The sequence below is a fragment of the Candidatus Lokiarchaeum ossiferum genome (genome assembly GCA_025839675.1).
In the GTDB taxonomy this organism is placed as follows: domain Archaea; phylum Asgardarchaeota; class Lokiarchaeia; order Sigyniarchaeales; family Promethearchaeaceae; genus Lokiarchaeum; species Lokiarchaeum ossiferum.
In genome coordinates this window covers 3,065,148-3,085,598 of the sequence record CP104013.1, presented here as the reverse complement: position 1 = coordinate 3,085,598, position 20,451 = coordinate 3,065,148, and the positions used below count along the sequence as shown (strand labels likewise).

At 34.3% G+C, this 20,451-nt stretch carries 16 protein-coding genes; 11 read left to right on the top strand and 5 right to left on the bottom strand.

Annotated features, from left to right (window positions below):
- The first annotated feature begins 12 nt into the window (after positions 1-12).
- The 4 genes from NEF87_RS13020 (at position 13) to NEF87_RS13005 (ending at position 3,831) form a co-directional block, all read left to right on the top strand.
- Positions 13-450, top strand: coding sequence for a Zn-ribbon domain-containing OB-fold protein (locus NEF87_RS13020; RefSeq protein WP_457916160.1), 438 nt, complete (start codon positions 13-15; stop codon positions 448-450).
- A 246-nt stretch (positions 451-696) separates the two neighbouring features.
- Positions 697-1,353 carry a CoA transferase subunit A gene (locus NEF87_RS13015; RefSeq protein ID WP_371801883.1) on the top strand — a complete coding sequence of 219 codons (657 nt, stop codon included), beginning with the start codon at positions 697-699 and terminating at the stop codon, positions 1,351-1,353.
- Positions 1,353-2,036 carry a 3-oxoacid CoA-transferase subunit B gene (locus NEF87_RS13010; protein WP_371801882.1) on the top strand — a complete coding sequence of 228 codons (684 nt, stop codon included), beginning with the start codon at positions 1,353-1,355 and terminating at the stop codon, positions 2,034-2,036. The genes NEF87_RS13015 and NEF87_RS13010 overlap by 1 nt, the downstream gene beginning before the upstream one ends.
- 145 nt (positions 2,037-2,181) lie before the next feature.
- Positions 2,182-3,831 (top strand): DEAD/DEAH box helicase, encoded by a 1,650-nt coding sequence (locus tag NEF87_RS13005; RefSeq protein WP_457916159.1) that lies wholly within the window; start codon positions 2,182-2,184, stop codon positions 3,829-3,831.
- A gap of 6 nt (positions 3,832-3,837) precedes the next feature.
- Here the strand turns inward: NEF87_RS13005 and kce are convergent, their stop codons facing one another.
- Both kce and NEF87_RS12995 read right to left on the bottom strand, forming a co-directional pair.
- Entirely contained in the window at positions 3,838-4,659 is an 822-nt protein-coding gene (gene kce, locus NEF87_RS13000) for a 3-keto-5-aminohexanoate cleavage enzyme (protein ID WP_371801880.1), read from the bottom strand.
- 111 nt (positions 4,660-4,770) lie between these two features.
- Complete coding sequence (locus NEF87_RS12995) at positions 4,771-6,015, bottom strand: aspartate aminotransferase family protein (RefSeq protein WP_457916158.1); 1,245 nt, start codon at positions 6,013-6,015, stop codon at positions 4,771-4,773.
- Between the two features lie 1,011 nt (positions 6,016-7,026).
- Between NEF87_RS12995 and NEF87_RS12990 the strand changes: the two genes are divergently transcribed.
- Positions 7,027-10,200: a hypothetical protein gene (locus NEF87_RS12990; protein WP_457916157.1), complete on the top strand. Its 3,174-nt coding sequence runs from the start codon at positions 7,027-7,029 to the stop codon at positions 10,198-10,200.
- Here NEF87_RS12990 and kal read toward each other — a convergent pair.
- Positions 10,186-10,623 (bottom strand): 3-aminobutyryl-CoA ammonia lyase, encoded by a 438-nt coding sequence (gene kal / locus NEF87_RS12985; RefSeq protein ID WP_457916156.1) that lies wholly within the window; start codon positions 10,621-10,623, stop codon positions 10,186-10,188. The genes NEF87_RS12990 and kal overlap by 15 nt on opposite strands.
- A gap of 174 nt (positions 10,624-10,797) precedes the next feature.
- Complete coding sequence (locus NEF87_RS12980) at positions 10,798-11,529, bottom strand: HFX_2341 family transcriptional regulator domain-containing protein (protein WP_457916155.1); 732 nt, start codon at positions 11,527-11,529, stop codon at positions 10,798-10,800.
- A 125-nt stretch (positions 11,530-11,654) separates the two neighbouring features.
- On the opposite strand from NEF87_RS12980, the gene NEF87_RS12975 reads away from it, so the two are divergent.
- From NEF87_RS12975 to NEF87_RS12960, 4 genes are all read left to right on the top strand, one after another.
- Positions 11,655-13,301: a hypothetical protein gene (locus NEF87_RS12975; RefSeq protein WP_457916154.1), complete on the top strand. Its 1,647-nt coding sequence runs from the start codon at positions 11,655-11,657 to the stop codon at positions 13,299-13,301.
- Between the two features lie 220 nt (positions 13,302-13,521).
- Complete coding sequence (locus tag NEF87_RS12970) at positions 13,522-14,337, top strand: SDR family NAD(P)-dependent oxidoreductase (RefSeq protein WP_371801874.1); 816 nt, start codon at positions 13,522-13,524, stop codon at positions 14,335-14,337.
- 22 nt (positions 14,338-14,359) lie between these two features.
- Positions 14,360-15,613, top strand: coding sequence for an acyl-CoA dehydrogenase family protein (locus NEF87_RS12965; RefSeq protein WP_371801873.1), 1,254 nt, complete (start codon positions 14,360-14,362; stop codon positions 15,611-15,613).
- Between the two features lie 117 nt (positions 15,614-15,730).
- Positions 15,731-16,231 (top strand): Lrp/AsnC family transcriptional regulator, encoded by a 501-nt coding sequence (locus tag NEF87_RS12960; protein WP_371801872.1) that lies wholly within the window; start codon positions 15,731-15,733, stop codon positions 16,229-16,231.
- 21 nt (positions 16,232-16,252) lie between these two features.
- On the opposite strand, the gene NEF87_RS12955 is transcribed toward NEF87_RS12960, so the two are convergent.
- The gene (locus NEF87_RS12955; protein WP_371801871.1) at positions 16,253-17,761 is read right to left on the bottom strand and encodes a peptidase dimerization domain-containing protein; all 1,509 of its coding nucleotides are present in this window, start codon (positions 17,759-17,761) and stop codon (positions 16,253-16,255) included.
- 254 nt (positions 17,762-18,015) lie between these two features.
- On the opposite strand from NEF87_RS12955, the gene kdd reads away from it, so the two are divergent.
- Positions 18,016-19,056 carry an L-erythro-3,5-diaminohexanoate dehydrogenase gene (kdd, locus tag NEF87_RS12950; RefSeq protein ID WP_371801870.1) on the top strand — a complete coding sequence of 347 codons (1,041 nt, stop codon included), beginning with the start codon at positions 18,016-18,018 and terminating at the stop codon, positions 19,054-19,056.
- Positions 19,057-19,130: 74 nt separating this feature from the next.
- Complete coding sequence (gene kamA, locus NEF87_RS12945) at positions 19,131-20,399, top strand: lysine 2,3-aminomutase (protein WP_457916153.1); 1,269 nt, start codon at positions 19,131-19,133, stop codon at positions 20,397-20,399.
- Positions 20,400-20,451: the final 52 nt, after the last annotated feature.

The window sequence follows — 20,451 nt, the reverse complement described above, 5'->3', positions numbered from 1 at the left end:
GAGTGTTTTATTATGTCAAACGAAAATATGATCACTGTTAACAATTATTTTAAATATCTTGCCGAAAAAAAGTTGATGGCTTCAAAATGTCCTCATTGCAATCAGATTGATTTACCTCCCCGAAGACTTTGCTCTGAATGTTTATCGGAAGCTGAATGGATCGAATTATCGGGAAAAGGTGCACTTAAAACCTTCTCTTCGATATATGTAGGGTCCAAGGCTATGATGGATAAAGGTTATAATCGGAAGAAACCTTACGTCTTTGCTGTCTGTCAGATGGAAGAAGGACCCAGTGTGGCGGGACAATTGATTGGGGTTGATGAAACTCAACCAGATAAAATTACAATTGACATGGCTGTTCAAGTCACATTTTTGAGAGCTGAAATCGGTGTTGACAAAGAAGGCAATCCCTTATATCGATGGGACGTTGGATTTGAACCTCAAAAGTAAAAGATCTCATCTTTTTAAGTTACTTCTTTTTTTTATTATCATTTTTTGAAATTATCTAAAGGAATTTATCAATTTTTGATCACCATCTTCTAATTTTTGTGTAAAATATTGCATTTATATCAAATTTTTTGTTCTATTATATCAATTGGGAACAATTTCCCGCATGTATTTTCGGTTTACGCAATTCTACAGTGAAATCACATTTAAATTGGAGCGTTATATTTTAGAAAATTAAAGTGGTGTCTTATGAAAAAAGTTGTTGATTTAGAAACGATAAAGCCTCTCTTTAAAGATGGTATGACTATCATGGTTGGTGGATTTTTAGGCTGTGGAGCGCCTGAACGACTAATCGATCTTATTATGGAATTAAAATTAAAAGATCTTACTATTATTGTCAATGATACTGCCTTTCCAGATCGCGGTGTTGGCCGCTTGGTTGGCAAAGGTATCATTAAAAAAGTTATATGTTCCCACGTTGGAACCAATCCTGAATCTAAACGATGCCTCAATGCAGGACTTATGGAAGTTGAATTTTATCCACAGGGAACTTTGATTGAAAAGATTCGAGCCCAAGGATTTGGTTTAGGGGGTATTTTAACCCCAACTGGAATTGGTACTCCTGTTGAAGAAGGTAAACAAAAAATATCAGTCGATGGACAAGAATTCATTTTAGAACCGCCATTGAGAGCCGATTTGGCAATTATCAAAGGTACCAAGGTTGATGAGTTCGGAAATGTCTTTTACAGCAAATCTACCCGAAATTATAATCCTACTGTAGCAATGGCTGCTGATATCACAATATGCGAAGCTCAAGAATTAGTAAAAGTCGGCGAAATTGACAAAGATATTGTTCATACCCCAGGCATTTTTGTTAATTATATCATAGAAGGAGTTGTTGCATAGTGATCAACGACAGAAAAGAAGCCAACATTGTTATTGCCAAGCGTGTAGCTAAAGAATTAAAGGATGGCCAAGTCGTCAATTTAGGTTTTGGAGTTCCCATGATGGTCCCTCAATTTATATCTAAGGATGTTAATGTCATTTTCCATTCCGAAAATGGGTTGGTTGGGATGGGTGCAGATGCTCCTTCAGAAGCTATTGATAAAGACTTGACTAATGCTGGTGGTGTTTATGTCACCATTGAAGATTATGGTTCTTATTTTGACAGTCCAACCTCCTTTGGAATAGTTCGTGGAGGTCATTTGGATTCCACCATTTTGGGCGCTTTTGAAGTAGATCAAGAGGGAAATTTGGCAAATTGGGCCGTTCCGGGAAAATTTATTCCGGGGATGGGTGGGGCAATGGATCTCGTGACAGGGGCTAAGCAAGTTATTGTTGCTATGTTCCATACAGCCAAAGGATCCCCAAAAATTTTGAAAAAATGTTCTTTACCGCTCACTGGAGCTAAAGTTGTTGATAAAATCATTACCGAATTTGGTTTATTTGAAGTAACACCCCAAGGTTTGATTTTAAAAGAAATTCAGAAAGATTCTTCGCTGGACGAAATTCGTAAATATACGGAAGCTGATTATCAAGTGTCACCCCAACTTAAACGAATGGATGATGGTTCCCCCATCACCGCTTAAAACTCTTTCCTTTTTTTTAACAAACTAATTATTCAATGCTTAATTAATTGTATTAATTACATAAGCACCAAAAAATGCTTTTTTATTTCCAGTGTGTGTAAAAAATGCTTTTTTATTCCTTTTGTAAATTTAGTAGGTATATTTAATGTTATTTAAAGAAATGGACATTAGTCCAAAAATTATTCGGGCGCTAGAAGACAATCACATTGCTTCTCCAACCGAAATCCAAGAAAAAAGCATTCCCCACGGGCTTTCTATACGAAAATCCCATGTTATAGGTCAAGCAAAAACAGGATCTGGGAAAACTTTAGCCTTTGCGATCCCCATCATTGAAAAAATTGATTTGAAAAATCGTCATATCCAAGCAGTCATCTTAGTTCCTACTCGGGAATTATGCAAACAAAATGCCTCAGTGTTCCGTTCCATCACCACGTATAAAAAAGTCAAAATCGTAGAAGTGTATGGCGGAGCTTCGATTCGTCTCCAAATCGAGCAAATTAAAAATGGGGGCCAAGTATTAGTTGCCACTCCTGGACGGTTAATTGATTTAGTCCGCCAAGGAGAAGTGAATTTTAAATGTGTTAACTTCGTTGCGTTGGATGAAGCAGATCGAATGCTTGATATGGGATTCTTCCCGGATATCCGCTTTCTATTGTTGGATGCCATGCGTAATGTCTCACCTCGATTATTCCTATTTTCGGCCACATTGTTGGAAGAAATTAAAAAATTGATTTATAAATTTACGAAAAATGATACTGTTCATGAAATTGATGTGAGTAAAGATTCCTTAACTGTCGAAAATTGTGATCAATATGCTTATTACGTTGATAAAAATAAGTTCTGGAATTTTGTGAAAATCTTAAATAATGAACTTCCTGAGTTTTCCATAATCTTTACTAAAACTAAACGTAAAACCCAAGAACTTTGCCGTAGATTGAATGCGGAGCTTGGTCTTAACTTTAATCTTAAAGCGGGTTTTATTCACGGTGATTTAACACAGGCAAAGCGTGAAGAAACAGTCGCTAAATTCCGGGAACATAAATTAAATTGTTTAGTTGCTACTAATGTCCTTGCCCGAGGTTTGGATTTTCCAAAAGTATCTCATGTGTTCAACTATGATTTACCTCGCGATCCAGAAGATTATGTTCATCGAATTGGAAGAACTGCCCGAACTGCAGGTATTGAGAAAAATGTTGACAATGGAAAAGCCGTGTCTATTGTTGCCATGAATCAACGGGAGTTAATGTTCAAAATTGAAAAATTATTGAAGTATGATATAGAACGTCGTTCGGTTGATGATCCAACTAATAAAGTAGTGCTTCCTAAAATTGAAAAACCTGAAGTCCCAGAATGGTTTACCACTCCTGATACGAAAAAATCCCCCAACAAAGCAAAATCTGATCGCCGCAAAAACCGAAATGGGTCTAAACAGAGACGTAATAAATCCTCTCCTTCTAATTTCCCAAAGAGAAAGAGTTTTTCACAACGAAGTGGTAATCCTAAGCGAAGCGAAGCTCCAAAACGAAATAATGGGTCGAAACGCTCTGATGCTTACAAAAAGAATGATGCTCCAAAAGGAATGGCGCCTCCAAGTAATTCAAATGCTCCAAAAGTAAGTGTTGCTCCTAAACGAAGTTCTTCTCCTAAACGAGCTTCTACCTTAAAAGTGAGTGAAGCCCCAAAACGGAGTGGTTCAACTAATTTAGCTAAATCCAAAAGACGTAAGAATCGAAATGGGAATAAGAAGAAAAAGTCTTATTCATCAAAAAATCGCCAAAAAATTGAAATCTTATAATTTTTTTTACTTTACTAATCCCAGTATTTTTCGAGTTTCGGCAGGAGTTGCAATTTCTCGCCCTAACTCTTTTGCAATTCTAACTGCTTTTTCCACCAATTCTCCATTTGATTTGGCGAGCACTCCTCGAGAAATATAGACATTGTCCTCAAAACCCACTCGAACATGTCCGCCGAGTACTATTGAAATTGCGGCCATTTGCATTTGATATCGCCCCATCGCGCATACAGTGAAGGTTGAGCCCAAAGGAATACTATCTACCATAAACGTCAAATCTCGAGGGGTGGCACTCATTGCTCCTGAAACTCCTAACACCATATTAAAGTGCATTGGGGCATCAATCAATCCTTTCTTGTGCATTTTAATGGCCATGTCAATATGTCCCTTTTCAAAACATTCGCATTCGGGTTTGATTCCGCGTTCTTTTATCTTTATGGCGAAATTTTTAATGGTGTTTTCTGAATTGACAAAAATATCATCCCCTCCAAAATTACAGGTTCCACAATCGAGGGTGGCCATTTCTGGAGATAACTCTGTCGGTTGTAAACGTTCATCATCGGTCATTCCTACTGCCCCACCGGTCGAAGGTTGGATTATAACATCTGAGCAACGTTTTCGAATTTCCTCCATACAAGCTTGAAATCGTGCTTTATCTTGGGTAGGAGTTCCATCATCATTTCGCACATGTAAATGAATGATACTTGCTCCCGCTTTATAGGCTGATTCTGCTTCTCTTCCAATTTCTTCAATTGTGTATGGAACCGCTGGGTTATGTTCCTTCATCACTTCTGCACCGCTTATCGCTGCGGTTATGATCAATTTTTCCATATGATTACTAATATGGACTTTTTATTAAACACATATTTCTTTCTTAGAAAAGGATTTGAACTGGTTTTTGTTATTAAAAAAAATTGTAAAAAACTGGAAACTCAACACAAATTATAGAAATTGTTTTAATTCTTCTAGAGATTCTTTGATAACTTTTGCCACATATTCTAAATCCTCCTCGGAATGACGGTAAGCAATGTAACCATGATGATATGGTTGGAGGAAAACACCTCGACGGATTAAACGGGTATAGAATTCATTCCGCAATTTCTTATATAACTTGTTAGGATCATGATCAAAGGTGATAAAGGGCATCCAAGGAGCACCGGAAAAAGTACACGCAATTCCGCTTTCTTTGATGATTTTTTCAATCATAGCTCCGAATTTTGTCCCTTTTTCTCTGATCACATCCAAAATCTTATCTCGTTCCATAATTTCAATGGTTTTCAGCGCAGCGACTTGAGCCAAACTGTTTGGGAAGAATGTGGAACTTAAAAACACTTTGTCTGCTAATACATCCATAAATTCGCTTTTACCTACCACCACACCAATAGGATAGCCATTGGCAATCGCTTTCCCAAAGACGGACATATCGGGTGTAACTCCAAATTCTTTTTGGGCTCCGCCCAAATTCACTCGAAATCCGCTCCGAATCTCATCAAAAATGAGTACAGTTCCATTTTTTTCTGTAATCTCTCGAATACCTTCCAAAAATCCCTGTTTTGGCATCTCTACTTCATGTGCAAGAGGGTGTCCTACTGGAGTAATGATAACTCCAGCTATTTCAGGTCCATACTTTTCAAATAATTCTTTTACCTGCTCTAAATTGTTATATTCAAATTCGATTACATCCTCATAAGTCTTTGGGAGAACTCCACCCTTTACTTCTACACACCAATCATGCCATCCATGATAGCCACAGCGCAAAATTTTTGTTCGATCTGTATATCCTCGTGCGACTCTAACTGCCGTTGTGGTTGCGTCTGATCCTGTTTTCACAAACACACTTTTTTCACATGATGGGATCAATTCGGTAAGTTTTTTTGCCAGTTTATTTTGGATTTCTTGGGTAAGGGAGAAACAGAATCCTTTATTCTGTATCTGAGCAATAACTGCATCATCAATCTCTTTTTCCTTATGCCCTATGATAATAGGTCCATATGCACAAAGCATATCGATATATTCATTTCCATCAACATCTTTCACTTTTCCACCATCAGCGCTTTCAAAAAAGATAGGATATTCACCTACAACAAAATTATAGGGTCTACGTATTCCCAAAATGGCACCTGGAATTACTTCAAGAGCTTCTTTGTAATATTGTTCGGATTTTTCAAGTTTTAATTTTTCTACCATTGGTATCACCTCATGAGTAAAAATGCAATAATTTTGTTTATATTGTATTCGATTAAAAATGTGATCTAATTTTTAGCTAAAGAGAAAAGATAGGTAATTTAGTAAAAAAAAAGGGGGAACAGAAATGATTCATTTCATATAATTGAAAAAAATTGATTTTAAGACGATAAATGAATATTGAATTTGAAATAAAGATATATTGAAAAGAAAAGAATTCATTCTATTTGAGTTTCAAGCAATTTAATCAAATCTATTCCATCAAAATTGCATGGGAAATCAATTAGTTAATTTTTTAAGGAGTAAATACATCATTCGGTATTTTCATTTAACATGTCACCTCAAAGTTAGAAAACAGGATTATTTTCCGGACAATTAGGATTATGCATTTTTCTCAGATATTTTTTAGATTTGAGTATATAAACTCAAAATATTTCGAAACACTTTTTTAATTTAACGATTCAGTAATTAACAGTCAACGTGAATTTTATACGAAAAATATCTTCAAAATCTCTATAAATATGAATACGTATATTAAAATTGATTTCAATACCCCTTCATTATTCAACAAGTTTAACCAAATGAACTTTAAAAAAAGTAGATTTGATCTACTTGGTTTTTAAAGGACATTCTTAGATTTTTTGATCTAATTGGTTTTTAAAGGACATTTTTTTTATTGTGGGAGTTGTACATCGTTTGGAACATTCATTTATCATTCACCTCACGAATGGAAAACTGCAAAAAATTAATCGTAATAAGGGTTTTTTCATACATTTTTCTCATTAATTAATTAAGTCAATATTTTTAAAATCATATATTTTTCATAGAAAGATTTTTCTTTCCAGATGAATCAGTAATTAACAGTCAATGGGAATTTTATACGAAAAATATCTTCAATATATCTCAAAATATGAGCTTCTATTCGAAAGAATTCCTAATTTCATTTTTAAAAATATTTTATTTCATAGTGATCCTAATGAAATTTCTAATTTTCAAAAAAACTTTGGGTTATTATTGAGTGAATCTATCCATCTTCATTCGAATTACAAGGACAATTATATTCAATTGGTAGAATTTGCTTCTATTATCAGTTTCATGGATGAAAGATATTTAGACAACAGAAATATCATTTCTTTTATATTTCTTCTCCATTTTAAAAACAATGAATTATTTGAATTAAAGCCAATTTATCAAGAGATTTTGGATCATTTTTCAGGGATCATAAATAATTCGATGGTTTATCTCTCATTTATCGAGAATTTTCTTCAAAATATATCTCTAGAAATTGTTTTTAAGACTTTTATTCCATTTTTATCAGAGAATATCAGTACCCATGATTTTATTCAAGGGTTATTTTATACCTATGGAAATTATATCGGAAAAAATATCAATTTAGGCTTTATTAAGAAAAATCTCCATAAATCGAATAGGGATCTTCTTCTAAATAGGAAAGGCTCCAATTCTGAAATTTACACTGGAAGTATGATTTTAAATTATTTTGTTGTTAATCAATATAATAATCTCAATCTTGGTATTTACTACGTCAACATAATTCTTGCTAATGGAATCGATCAGAATAAATTTATAAAAAAAATTATCCATAAAATACCATACGTTAATATTATTAGGAAGGAAGGATATGATTTATTCCTTTATTCCATCCTTCCTCGAAATTCTCTTAATTTTTTAGCGAAATTTCTTAATTCATTAAAGGAAAGTGGATACATAATTAGTTATAACTTATTAGAAATTAAAAAAGCGAACTATAATATTAATTATAATTCAAAAATTTCAAGTGAAACAAACATTCTTTCGATCTTTCCCTTTAATTCTAAAAAATATTTTTCCAAAATCAATGAAAAAAGAAAAAATTCATTTAACCAGAAAATTTCACATAATTCAGAACTTTTTTATGCAAATGGCAGTAAATTATCCGACAAGATCGAAATTGATTCTTTAGATTTATTTCTATTCTTCAATTCACGTATGCTCCTTTCAAAACTTCAAGAATTTAAAACAATGAGAGAATTTTTGAAATTCATCAAACTAACCATTAAAACGAGTGAGTTTCCTGTTTTAATTAAAAATTATCCAAATTTTAGTCAATTGAAAAAAACTTTCATCCATCTTAATCAAGATAAGGTTTTTCAACGGTTTTCCTCATTGAATGAAATTTTCAAATATTATAAAAATCAAAGCTATGAAAATAAGAATGAAATTAAGCTTCTCAAATTGATAGAATTTTTCGGATTTACGAGTACAGAATCAATTGAAAAATTAGATTTAGAGATTGACTTATTCCCAACTTTAGCTGATATTAAAAGAAATTTTTCTCAAGTCAAAAATCATTCTTTCCAAATCATTGAAAACAAGTTTATCTCTCTAATATACAATGATTTATTAAGAAATTCGAAGATAATGGCCATTAATTCATTTTTTAATTCACACAAGGAGGTGATAAAATTTTTTATTTTAAGCAAATATAAATTGGATTGGATCGATGAGGTATTTCTCCTATTTGTGTCAATAAAATTTCAACAAGTTCTACCATATAGAAAAATAATGCATCATAAAGGTATATTTGCAAACATATCTTCCTTTTTAATCATATCTAAGTTACTTTTGTTAGAAAACATTGATTCTTTGTCAATTCTTTACAGAAACTTCTCAAAAGCATTCGATCCTTCCATGATTACCTTTTTTAATTACAATAAACAAGAATGGAATTTAGAAAGTTTTAATCTTGATTTTTTAATTAACGAAGCAAAAAAACGAGTCACTCGAATAATACCAAGCAAAAATCTGCATTTGAATACAAATTTTAATCAAAAGTGCTCTATTAAAAGTAAATTTAACTATAATTATTTATTCAAAAATTTAAACTATTTTAATCAATTGAATAGTTTTTCCAAGACCTTAGGTTTAAATCGTACAAAGATCCAATCGATTTTTAAAAAAATATTCCTAAATCGCTGTGTTTTAAATAATAACATATACTCCTCCATTGTTGGAAAATTTTCAAATGATCTAAATGAGATTACACAATATTACTTTTCAGATCTTAAAATTTATCCACCAATCTCAAAAATGAAGAGAATATTTATCTTCATCAAACCACCTAATAGAGGAATCAATCCACTTATTTTTCAGAAAGATGAATTACTGAAGGGTTTATTAATGCTTGGTCTTGAAAATTGCTATTATTTTGGTGGGAATGAGAATGGGTTTTTAATTTTAGAATATTACCTTCCAGAACAAATATATTATGATCAAAACTCAAATTTTCAACGATTGATTAAAAATATTAAATTAAAATTTCAAATTAGCTTACACTCTCATGAATTAACTGAAGAAAGACGTTTTTTTAATGAACATGCTCTCTATCCTCTGGATTGGCGGTATCAGAATTATTTACTATTAAAAAAAGTGAAGAAAAAAGATGCTGAGTTTTTTGTCAATCCACATGAGATTCACTATGACTATAGTTTTCACACTTTATCTGAGGATCTCAAAGCGATGCTCAAAAAATATCAAACTAATCAAGATCTTTCTGAAACTGAAGTTCAACTCCTTTTCAACAATAATATCTTGTATCAACCTCGGTTTTTTAAATGGGAATTCTGGCAAATAATCGGCTATCCATTCACTATGTGCCTAATCATTGAGGATTCTCAAACAAGAGAAAAAGAAATTCGAGCCTTGGTAGAACAACTACCCACTGGACAAATACTTTATACTAAAAATTCCCAGAATGACGCTCAAAAATTGGTTATTTTTTTGCATTTGCGTGAAAATGTACAAATTTTATATGATAAACTCTATTCAATCTTAGAATCTTATCATCTCGACTTTTATATCACTCCCATTATCCCATATGATATTTATTATGAAAAGGACATTAGTAAACTTCTAAATATTTCTCGAAAACAACCATTCTTTCTAGCGAAAAATAATCAAGATTATCTAGAAATACCTCTATTTCTACCAAAAAAAAGATACCAGACTTATTCCATGGCGGAACAAATATGTATGTATGAGGTGATTGAGAATTTATATCCAAAAATTAGGAGCAAACTAACTACAGTTATTTGGTTAGATTTTAAGAAGATTTGTGGTGAATTACAAGAAAAAAAACAATTGAATGAAGAAACCCTCCATCATCGAGTATCGAAGCTATTTAAATGCTAAACCACTAGGGGAAGTTGGTACTGTAGATTGGGATATTGGAATCAAATTTCGCTGCTTGTTTTTCGGTACAACACAAGTTCCACTGGCACGACAAACAACAATAGGTTCTGTGAGCACATCACAAGCACTATCATTTAAATCCGGTCGAGGAATAATTACTTTGCGAGCTTCGAACTGCATCTTCCGGGAACTATTGCCGATTCCAATAATTTCACCCGTGGCTTCAATGTAATCGCCTGCATAAACGGGGGCTAAGAACTCAACATTGTCATAAGCTCGGAAAAGACCTTCATCACCATCATTTCGAATTAGCAACTCTGTGGCAACATCACCAAAAAGATTAAGCATTTTCGCGCCATCAACTAAATTCCCACCATAATGGGCATCATGCATGGACATTCGCATTCGGATTATTGATTTCATAAAAATATCTCCAATTGTGTTAAACCACTCCCTCCAAATATAATCTTTGTAAATAGGTCGAAGAACATGCTATTAATTTAAGATTGTTAAAAGAAATTCGTAATTCAGACAGTCTTATTTGGAAAAACATCTTTTTTTTTGAATTTCAGCTCCATTGAATAGATGATGGGGATCCTAATTTCTTGATGAAACGTTGTAATAAATAGTGAAGAAATCCCAAGCAAACAGTCCTTCAGAGGTAATTGAGATTCTTCCGCGAACTTTACTTTCAATATCAATGAAATGATTACCAAGAAGTTTGTCCAAATAGCGGAACTTGAGTTTATTATATTCACCAGAAGTAGATGAGAAAATTTCATCTGGGTGACGTCTTTTCATGAGCTCCAAGCAATCCTTCTTGGAAATTGAGGTGGTACCATGGTTATCCATTTCAGTTTTCATATCATTTAGAAATAATATAAGGGGTTTTCCAGGCACATCCATATGGTATAATGGAATATTCAACTGCTCTTTAGATATTTTCCCAATAGAAAAATCTTTTTTAATAAAATACGGCCGAATTTGAAATAGAAGACAAGCTAACATTCCAGCAGCTGCGGCAAGATTCCCTCCGGTAGATATACTATAGTTTAGTATGTTTTTCTTGTCTATCTCAGACTTAATGATGCGGGCAATTTCTAAAATAAAATCACTAAAGCTTTCCAAATTGCAACGTTTGACGATTACCTCAATCCTTAAATCTCTGAGACGAGATTCCGCTTCTTGAACGATAGTTTGGAACAAATCTTTATCGTCCATAGTGACCAAGTACACCTTATCAGCCTTCCCTTGAATGGCAGGAATTACGATTCTATCAACATCATCATCACCAACAGGAATAACATGGACTCGTTCTTGATATATCATTGTCTTAATTCTCTATACTAAATGCAATTTTTACTTTGAAAAAAAAGTTTTCATTATTCACAATAGTCACATTATTTATGTGACATTGGTAAATTAAATACTTGAGTTATTTTTAAGTGTGTACAATGAAAAAACTTTCCTCCCCAGCAAAAACGCACAAAATATCGACATTAATTCTCACAGAATTGGAATATTGCCATGTTATCAACAAATTTACCGGTCAAGTCAACCTTATTGAAGGACCGTACCGAAGAATAAAATATCTGTGGTGGAAAAAACTATATGGAACTATTCGAGAAAAAATAATAATAAAAGAAGGGCAATATGCTACTATAATCAATCCTCATGACTCAAAGAAGCGAATTATTAAACATGGTGTGCGCGAGATTCGGCAAGGGCCATGTATATTTTCATTATATCCTGGAGAAATACTGGAAGACGGAAAAATTTACAATAATTATGTTCTGGCCCATGATAGAGGACTTATTATCAGATGTATACAAGATTATCGGGAAGATGAAATAATGCACAAAGCGGGGGATATCTGGATGAGAAAAGGACCCATGATATATTATCCGCATATATACACCAAAATTGAGAAGGAAATAGAGGCAATTAGTTTAGGTGCACAAGATGGCCTATATATAAAGAATTTTAATACAGGGCAAGTTCGTTTAGAGAAGGGACCTCAAACTCTGATGTTGACTCCCTTTGAAGAACTCTATTATAAGCACTATTCAATCGCGGAACAAAGAGCCTTAAAGATCCTTGGAGTTCAAATTGATGCATCCCGGGCTATACCTTTGAAATTAGAAACGGAAGAAATTGCCATGATCAATTCTGGTGAAACACAACGAGTAGAAATAGGACCAAAAATGCTCTTGTTAGAACCCTTTGATCGGCTTAAAACATTGATTATTAGTGGTAAAACCCCCAAGATGCCAAATATCTTGACTAAATGGAAGATTTTTTTGGGTCCAATGTTCGTTTCTGATCAGCTATGTGTGAGAACCAAAGATAATGCGGAGTTATTGATTCATCTTAGATATAAAACCCGGTTCAATATAGATCCCAAAAACTTGAAAAAAATTTTTGCGGTGGAAGATTTTATCGGATATGCGACCGAAACCATGGCTAGCATCATCCGACAAGAAGCTGCCCAACACAATTTTGAAGAATTTCATTCTAAAGCTGCTGAATTAATCGAACCTGTTCTTTTCAAGCATGATCTTACCTATTTTCGTTTTGATGAAAATTATTTCGAGATCTTCGGGCTTGATATTAAGAAAATCCTACCTCAAGATGCTGAAATTGCGAATCAACTCAATGCCGCCATTAAATCCAATATGGATGTATATGTGAATAAAATTCAACAAACTGCTCAATTAGAAGCGGAACGGCAATTGGTGGAAGGACGAATCGAAATAGAAGATACAAAACAAGCATTATATGAGAAGGAACTGGCAAATTTTAAATTTAAAGAGATCGGAAATGCTAAAATTGAAGCTGAAGCCTCAATAGAGCGAACACGAGGGGAAATGGAATCCATTCAAATGCGAGAATCTATAGTTAATCAAGGAGAGGAACTACATTTGAAAAATACTCTCTTATTACTTGAAAGTTCTACAACAGAAGAATATCTGCGATTACAACAAGTTAAATCTTTTCAAAATGTCGAAAAAACGGTGATTTTGCCGACTGATTCAAAAATTTTTGTTCCCATGGGTGATATTAATCCCTATGGTCAAAAGAAACAAACATCGATGATATAAACTAGAAAATATGCAGAGTACGTATTTAAGAAAATAGTGATATAATCCAAAAATCGCTTAATAATTTTAATAATTTCCAAAAGAAATGAAACTTTTTAATCAAAAATCGCTAAATTATAAGTACTTTTTATCAAAAATGAAAAAAAGTGGTGCGATACCTTTCGCATAGCTACCACAAAAGAAATTTTTGATTAAATCCTTGACAGGTAAGGTAAATTCGATGAAATGGAATTTTGAAGGAAAAACTATATTAATTACTGGTGGAGCCTCAGGAATAGGACTGAAAATCGCCACCGATATGGCTGAAAATGGTGCTAATGTCGCCATTATTGATTTAAACCAAGAAATGGGAAATGAAGCGGTTGAAAAATTAAAAGCAATTACTAACAAAGAAATCTTATTCTTCCACGGTTCTGTATCTGATAAAGTCTTTGTTGATGCCTCGGTTGATGCAATTTTCAATAAAATAGGAGATATCGATTTTTTGGTTAATTGTGCTGGAATTTTACGTGATTTCCTAGTCAGTCGTTTTGATGAAGCAAAATGGGATCTAACCATGGAAGTGAATTTGAAAGGGGCTGCGATTTGCTCTCAAGCAGTGGTTACAAAATGGGTGAATCTTTCCCGTGCCAAGGCGAAAGAAAAAGGAGAAAAATACCTTCCAACTCTAGATAATAAACCACGTGTAGTCATTCACGTGGCTTCCTTAGCTGCTGAAGGAAATGCAGGGCAATTAGCATATTCTGCTTCCAAAGCAGGGGTTATAGGGATGACGCTTACCATGGCAAAAGAACTCGCGAGATATAATATTCGAACCCATGCACTAAAACCAACTTTGATTGAAACTCCAATTATTGGAAACCTCTTAAAGAAGGATGATGGTAAATTCCGAAGTTATTATGAGGGTAGAATTCCGTTTGGAATTGGAAAAACATCTTATGTGAGTGATCCTGTATGTTTTCTTTGCAGTGAAGGAGGATATTTCATGAATGGAGCCATTATTCCGATTAATGGGGGAAAGATGGATGGTCTTTAAAGATCATTTGGAGAGAACCTAAATGGACATCATGACTGGCGTTGATATATTGGATGGGGAGATAAAGAAGAAACTCTCTACTAAAAATATTTACAAGATTTTCAATAATTTTATAACACCTCTAATAACGGAGGAAGAGCGGGCATTTCTCTATGAATTAGAAGATTTTTTGTTGAAAGAAATAGAGCCCAAACTGGATTATTCCAAAGAAGTCTATGATCTTTTTCCAATATTGGGTAAAAAGAACTATATGCAACGATTGAATAAATTTGGGGATATGGAACATTATGGGATGCGTTATGAATTGCTTCTCGCAATGGCCACTACAATCATGGATCCTGAATTAGATCTCGCTCGAGTTGTCTCTGGGTTAATTTTTACCAATCCAATCTTTCAACATGGCAGTACGGATCGAGCACAAGAAATCCTTGCCGAAACAATCTCTGGTCGAAAAGTCGGCTGTATTTGTATTACCGAACGCACTCAAGGATCCGATGCGGTCAACATGAAAACTACGGTTCAAGATAATAATGATCACTTGGTGTTTAATGGGGAGAAAGTATATACTACCAATGGACCTGTAGCGGATTATTTTATTGCCTATGGGGTATCCGATGTAACGAATCCTCGGGGAACCATGTATCAAGGCATAATAGAAAGGGATTTTAAAGGATTAGAAACTCATCGACTTGGAATCAATTCTGTTCCTCGAGTGGAAATTGGTCAAACAATTTTTAGTAATGTGAAAGTGCCCAAAGAAAACATTATTGGTGGGCGAGGACAAGGTTACAAAAACTTATTCACCGGTTTAGTTGCCGAACGGGATACTATTATTGGCTCTAGTTTAGGAATAGGTTGGCTTACAGCTATTACTTCGCTTATTTATACCAATAATCGCCAACAATTTGGAAAACCCATATTTAATAATCAAGGTGTGTCTTTTCCAATTACAAAACTATTCACAGAATTGATGTCTGCCACAGTTCTCGGACTTACAACGGGTATTGAATATCGAAAGTTATTGAAATATCCAGATCAAAAATTCGTCAAATATAATGCCGCGTTCAGCTCCGGGACAAAATTCTTAACCTCAAACCTTGCTCATCGTATTGCTTATGAAACCCAACATATTTGCGGAGGAATTGCATTTACCGATAATTTACGGGTGGATAAAGCACTTGAGGTAAGTAAAGTGCAAGAAGTGATTGGAGGGAGCCGAAATATTCAACTTTTCCTGGTATCACGCACTTTAAAGGATATGATGTCAATTTTATAAATTAGTTTTGTTTTTCGAATTCTCTTTTTTACAAATTTTATTTTTATATTATCTCTAATCAAAAAATTTTTTGAGTTACTCTGACTTAATAACCATATTAGTTATTAAGGGAGTAGCATGTCAAATCGTCGAAGTTTTTTGGATAATATTGATAAACAAATTCTAAATGAGTTACAAAGAGACTGCCGGATTCCATATGGAAAACTCGCTGAAAAATTACATGTATCCCTTTCCACCATTCATTACCGAATTAAACGATTGGAAGAAGAACAAATAATTCAAGGTTATCATGCTGATGTGAATCTTACTTCTCATTCAGATGAATTTCTTTCGGCTGTTTTGCTTTCCGCAAAATTTCACGAAGATTCGGTTGAAAAGATGAAATCCCTCTTAGTTGGAATGGAAGAAGTATGGGCGGTTTATTTCATTTTAGGGGCTCAAAACTTTCTGATCTTGGTCAAAACCCAAGATAACAAATCTTTTATGGAGCGTGTCTATTCGAAAATCATGAAATCCAATTTAGTGGAAAAATTGGAAACTCTCGTGATATCCCATGTGATTAAGGAAGATCAAAAAAAATTGTGCCTCGATGACGAAACCCTTCATCTGGATCCTTAGATCTTGGGAGAACTCTTCATTTTACATTGAGATTTGATTTAGATTCTTAAGAATTGTCCGTAGAAGACGAAAGAGGATTTGAATATCATAGACACTGACTTTATAATTTTCAGGAAACACTCCAATTTCGGTTGGTCCAATTGAGAGGGCTTGCATCTGCGGAATCTGTTTGGCAATTATTCCTGGTTCTAATACCCAATACAATTTATCAATACGAATCGGTTTTTGGAGAATATCTTCATATTTATGTTTCACAAAATTCAGAAATTCCTTCTCTTTTTGCGGCACCCATACTGGAAAAGTATAATCATTTTTCACTTTCCAACCACCAAGGTCACCCAATTGGATTAAAGTTCTATTAAAAGCTTTAAATTCAGGCGCATTATCCCCGCGAGATTTTGAATGGAAACGTATTGCTGATCGGGTCGTCTCTACCTTGGCAAAATTATTAGATATACGTCCAAATTCATTTTCAACTGAAGATGACCGACTTAGTCCATGCGGAATGAGATTTGCAAGAGCTATGGCTGATTCTGAGATCTTCTTCGAAAAATAGGGTTTTGCTTTCGTTTTTTCCCACTGAATACATAAATTAGGTTCTAGATTGGACCCATATTCGGTGAACGTGCGATATTTTTTGATGATAGTTCCCTTTTCTTCTTTTAAAATTTGCTCCACCTTGAATTCTTCATCAGTATGAACCGCAAAAATAACCGTAGATTTTCGGGGAATAAATCGATAGAGATCCCCTCCGGACCAGTCTGCTAAGTTAATTTGCATGTGTTCACTTAAAGAAGAAAGTGCTCGGGCGATCAGTTTAATTGCATTGGCACGAAAGAAGTGTATTTCTGATCCTAATTCTCCTCCCTTCAAGCCAGAAATCGAAAGCTTGTAAAACGTAAGATACTTGCCCTCGCCTGGATCAATAGGTGTTGCTTTTTTGGAGTAAAGAAACTCTGCACATCCCGCGGTACCATTTGTTATTGCCCCTAAATCTACTGAATCAAAATTTAACAAGAATTTGCTTTGAATATTGAAATAATCTACATCCAAATTAAGGGCTCCAACAAATCTATCATCTCGTTTTACAGTAAATAGTGCTTCTATCGGTCCATGTTCAAAAATTTCATTTTTATTAATTAACACGGCAAGAATCAAGGCCACACCAACAATTGAGTCATCAAAAATGGGGGTTCCTATCATTTCAATCCATTTTTCTTGGAAACTAATCGATGAACCCTGGAAATCATAAATGGAACTTTCTTTTTTATCGTAAATATCGTAGTGAGCTTGCAATAAAATGGGAGGGTAGTTTTCACACCCCGAAAGAGCAGGTTTTCTTACAAAAATATTCCCGATCGAATCTTCCTGTATTTTGAGGGGAATATTGTAGGTATTAGAACGTTTTATCAACCATTTTTTAATCCGTTGATGAATTTTACCTTGGTTTTTTTTGTAATTATCAGGATGAGCATAGATTTCCTTCAAAATAGTCCAGATAAATTGAGGTCGTGAACGTTCTTTTTCCATAAGTTGTAACATTTTTTTTCCTTTTTATCCTTTTGAAAAGATGCGCAAATTTAGTTGTGAAAAATACTCTAAATGTAGACAAAATTAATAAGCAAATTCTTATTTCAAAAAATCACGAATAATGTATTATTAATCAACAAAATTTCCAACTTATCTTCTGAGTGATTTTAATATATCATCACCTTAATTCTCATAAGATTCACTTTTTAGATTCCTTACCTCAAAGAGTGAAGAATTATTTGGAGTTAGAAAAAATGGTTCAAGGTTCAAAATTCGGTGTACACCGTGTCATTGCACCCAAAGGTGCTCTTCCGCAAAATTGTGATAAACTCGACAACAACATGGATGTTCTTTACGATAACGAAATTCTCATTGACGTCCAATCGTTAAATATTGATTCCGCAAGTTTCCACCAAATTAAAGAAAGCTGTGGAGCTGATGAGGAAAAGATGAAAGCAAGAATGTTTGAAATTGTGGAAATGCAAGGCAAACATCGAAATCCTGACACTGGCAGTGGTGGAATGTTATTAGGAAAAGTTGAAAAAATTGGAAAAGACTTAGAAGGGAAAATCGATTTAAAAGTTGGTGATAAAATCGCTACATTGGTTAGTTTAAGCCTTACTCCACTCCGAATTGATAAAATTCACAAATTGAATATGAATATTGATCGAGCTGACATTACTGGTAAAGCTATTTTATTTGAAAGTGGAATATATTCTAAAATTCCAGAAGATTTCAGTGAAGCTGTTGCTTTAGCCGCTTTAGATGTTGCTGGGGCTCCTGCTCAAACTGCAAAATTAGTTAAACCTGGTCAAAAAGTTTTAATTCTAGGTGCAACGGGCAAATCTGGGATGATGTGTGCTTATGAAGCTCGAAAACGTGCAGGTCCAACGGGATTGATTTTGGGAAATGCTCGCAATGAAGATCGTGCTAAATATATGATGGAATATGGATTCTGTCATAAAGCTGTTATCGCTAACGCCAAGAGTCCTATCGACATCTATGAAAAAACATTGGAAGCAACTGGCGGCGAAGAAGTTGATATTGTAATCAACTGTTTAAATGTTCCAGATTGTGAAATGTCTTGTATCCTCCCATGTAAAGATGATGGAATTGTGTATTTCTTCTCAATGGCAACCAGCTTTACTAAAGCGGCTTTAGGTGCTGAAGGTGTTGGAAAGGATGTTAATATGATCATTGGAAATGGATATTGCAAGGATCACGCAGAAATCACGCTCGAAATACTCCGTGAAAGCCCAATTCTTCGAAAAATGTTTGAAGAAAAATATGTATAAGAACGAAATCCTAATCCTTTTTTTTTACCAAAATTACTTACTTTTTATTCATTAAATATTTCAGCTGAAAAAAAATGAAAGTCAATAGAAGAGCGGAATTGTTTGGGGATGTTTCAGATGAGCTCTGGAACGATTGGAAATGGCAAGTGAAGAATCGTATTGAGTCGGTTGAGGCTCTAAAAACATTTTTGCCATTGACAAAGGAAGAAGAAGAAAGCGCTCGGGGTTGTGTTGAAAAATTTAGAATGGCAATTACTCCTTATTATTTATCTTTGATTGATCCTAATGATCCGATGGATCCAATTAAACTTCAAAGTGTACCAACAATTGCCGAAACTTACTCATGTGATGCTGATATTGAAGATCCTTTACATGAGGACACCGATTCCCCCGTACCAGGGTTAACCCACCGTTATCCTGACCGTGTGCTATTCTTAATTACTGATCAATGTTCTATGTATTGCCGTCATTGTACCCGCCGAAGATTTGCAGGTCACCATGACAAACAGTTAAAACAAGATCAAATTGATCAAGGGATAGATTATATCCGAAATAATCCTAAAGTTAGAGATGTTCTGCTCTCGGGAGGGGATGCGCTCTTGGTTTCTGATACTCGTTTGGAATATATTATTAAAAATCTGAGAGAAATTCCTCATGTGGAAATCATTCGGATCGGATCACGGGTTCCCGTAGTGATGCCGCAACGAATAACCCCAGAATTATGTAATATCATCAAAAAATATCATCCGGTATGGCTTAACACTCATTTTAACCATCCTCATGAAATTACTCCCGAATCTCAACAAGCATGTGCAATGTTGGCAAATTCAGGAATTCCTCTTGGAAATCAATCTGTATTGCTTCGTGGAGTAAATGATTCTGTTTATACCATGAAGAAATTGATGCATGAATTAGTGAAAATACGTGTTAGACCATATTATGTGTATCAATGTGATTTATCAATAGGTTTACTCAATTTTAGGACAACTGTCTCTAAGGGAATTGAAATTATGGAAGGTTTACGCGGGCATACTTCTGGGTTCTGCGTTCCCACTTACATTGTTGATGCACCTGGTGGTGGGGGAAAAATTCCAGTTATGCCCAATTACGTAATTTCGCAAAGTAATCAAAAAGTGATCCTACGTAATTATGAAGGTGTTATTTGTCGCTATGATGAGCCAGAGAATTATAAACCCGGAATTGTGAATGATGAATATGAGGAAGAATACAATCATCTCGTAGGTGTTGCAGGACTTATTCATAGTAAGGGAAAACATGGGGAAGGCATTACCATTGAACCCGCAAATCTTGAACGCCACAAACGAAATATCAAAAAGGAATAAATTCATCCTTTTTTTTTTATCTAACACCCCATACCCCTAGAAATGTTGGATT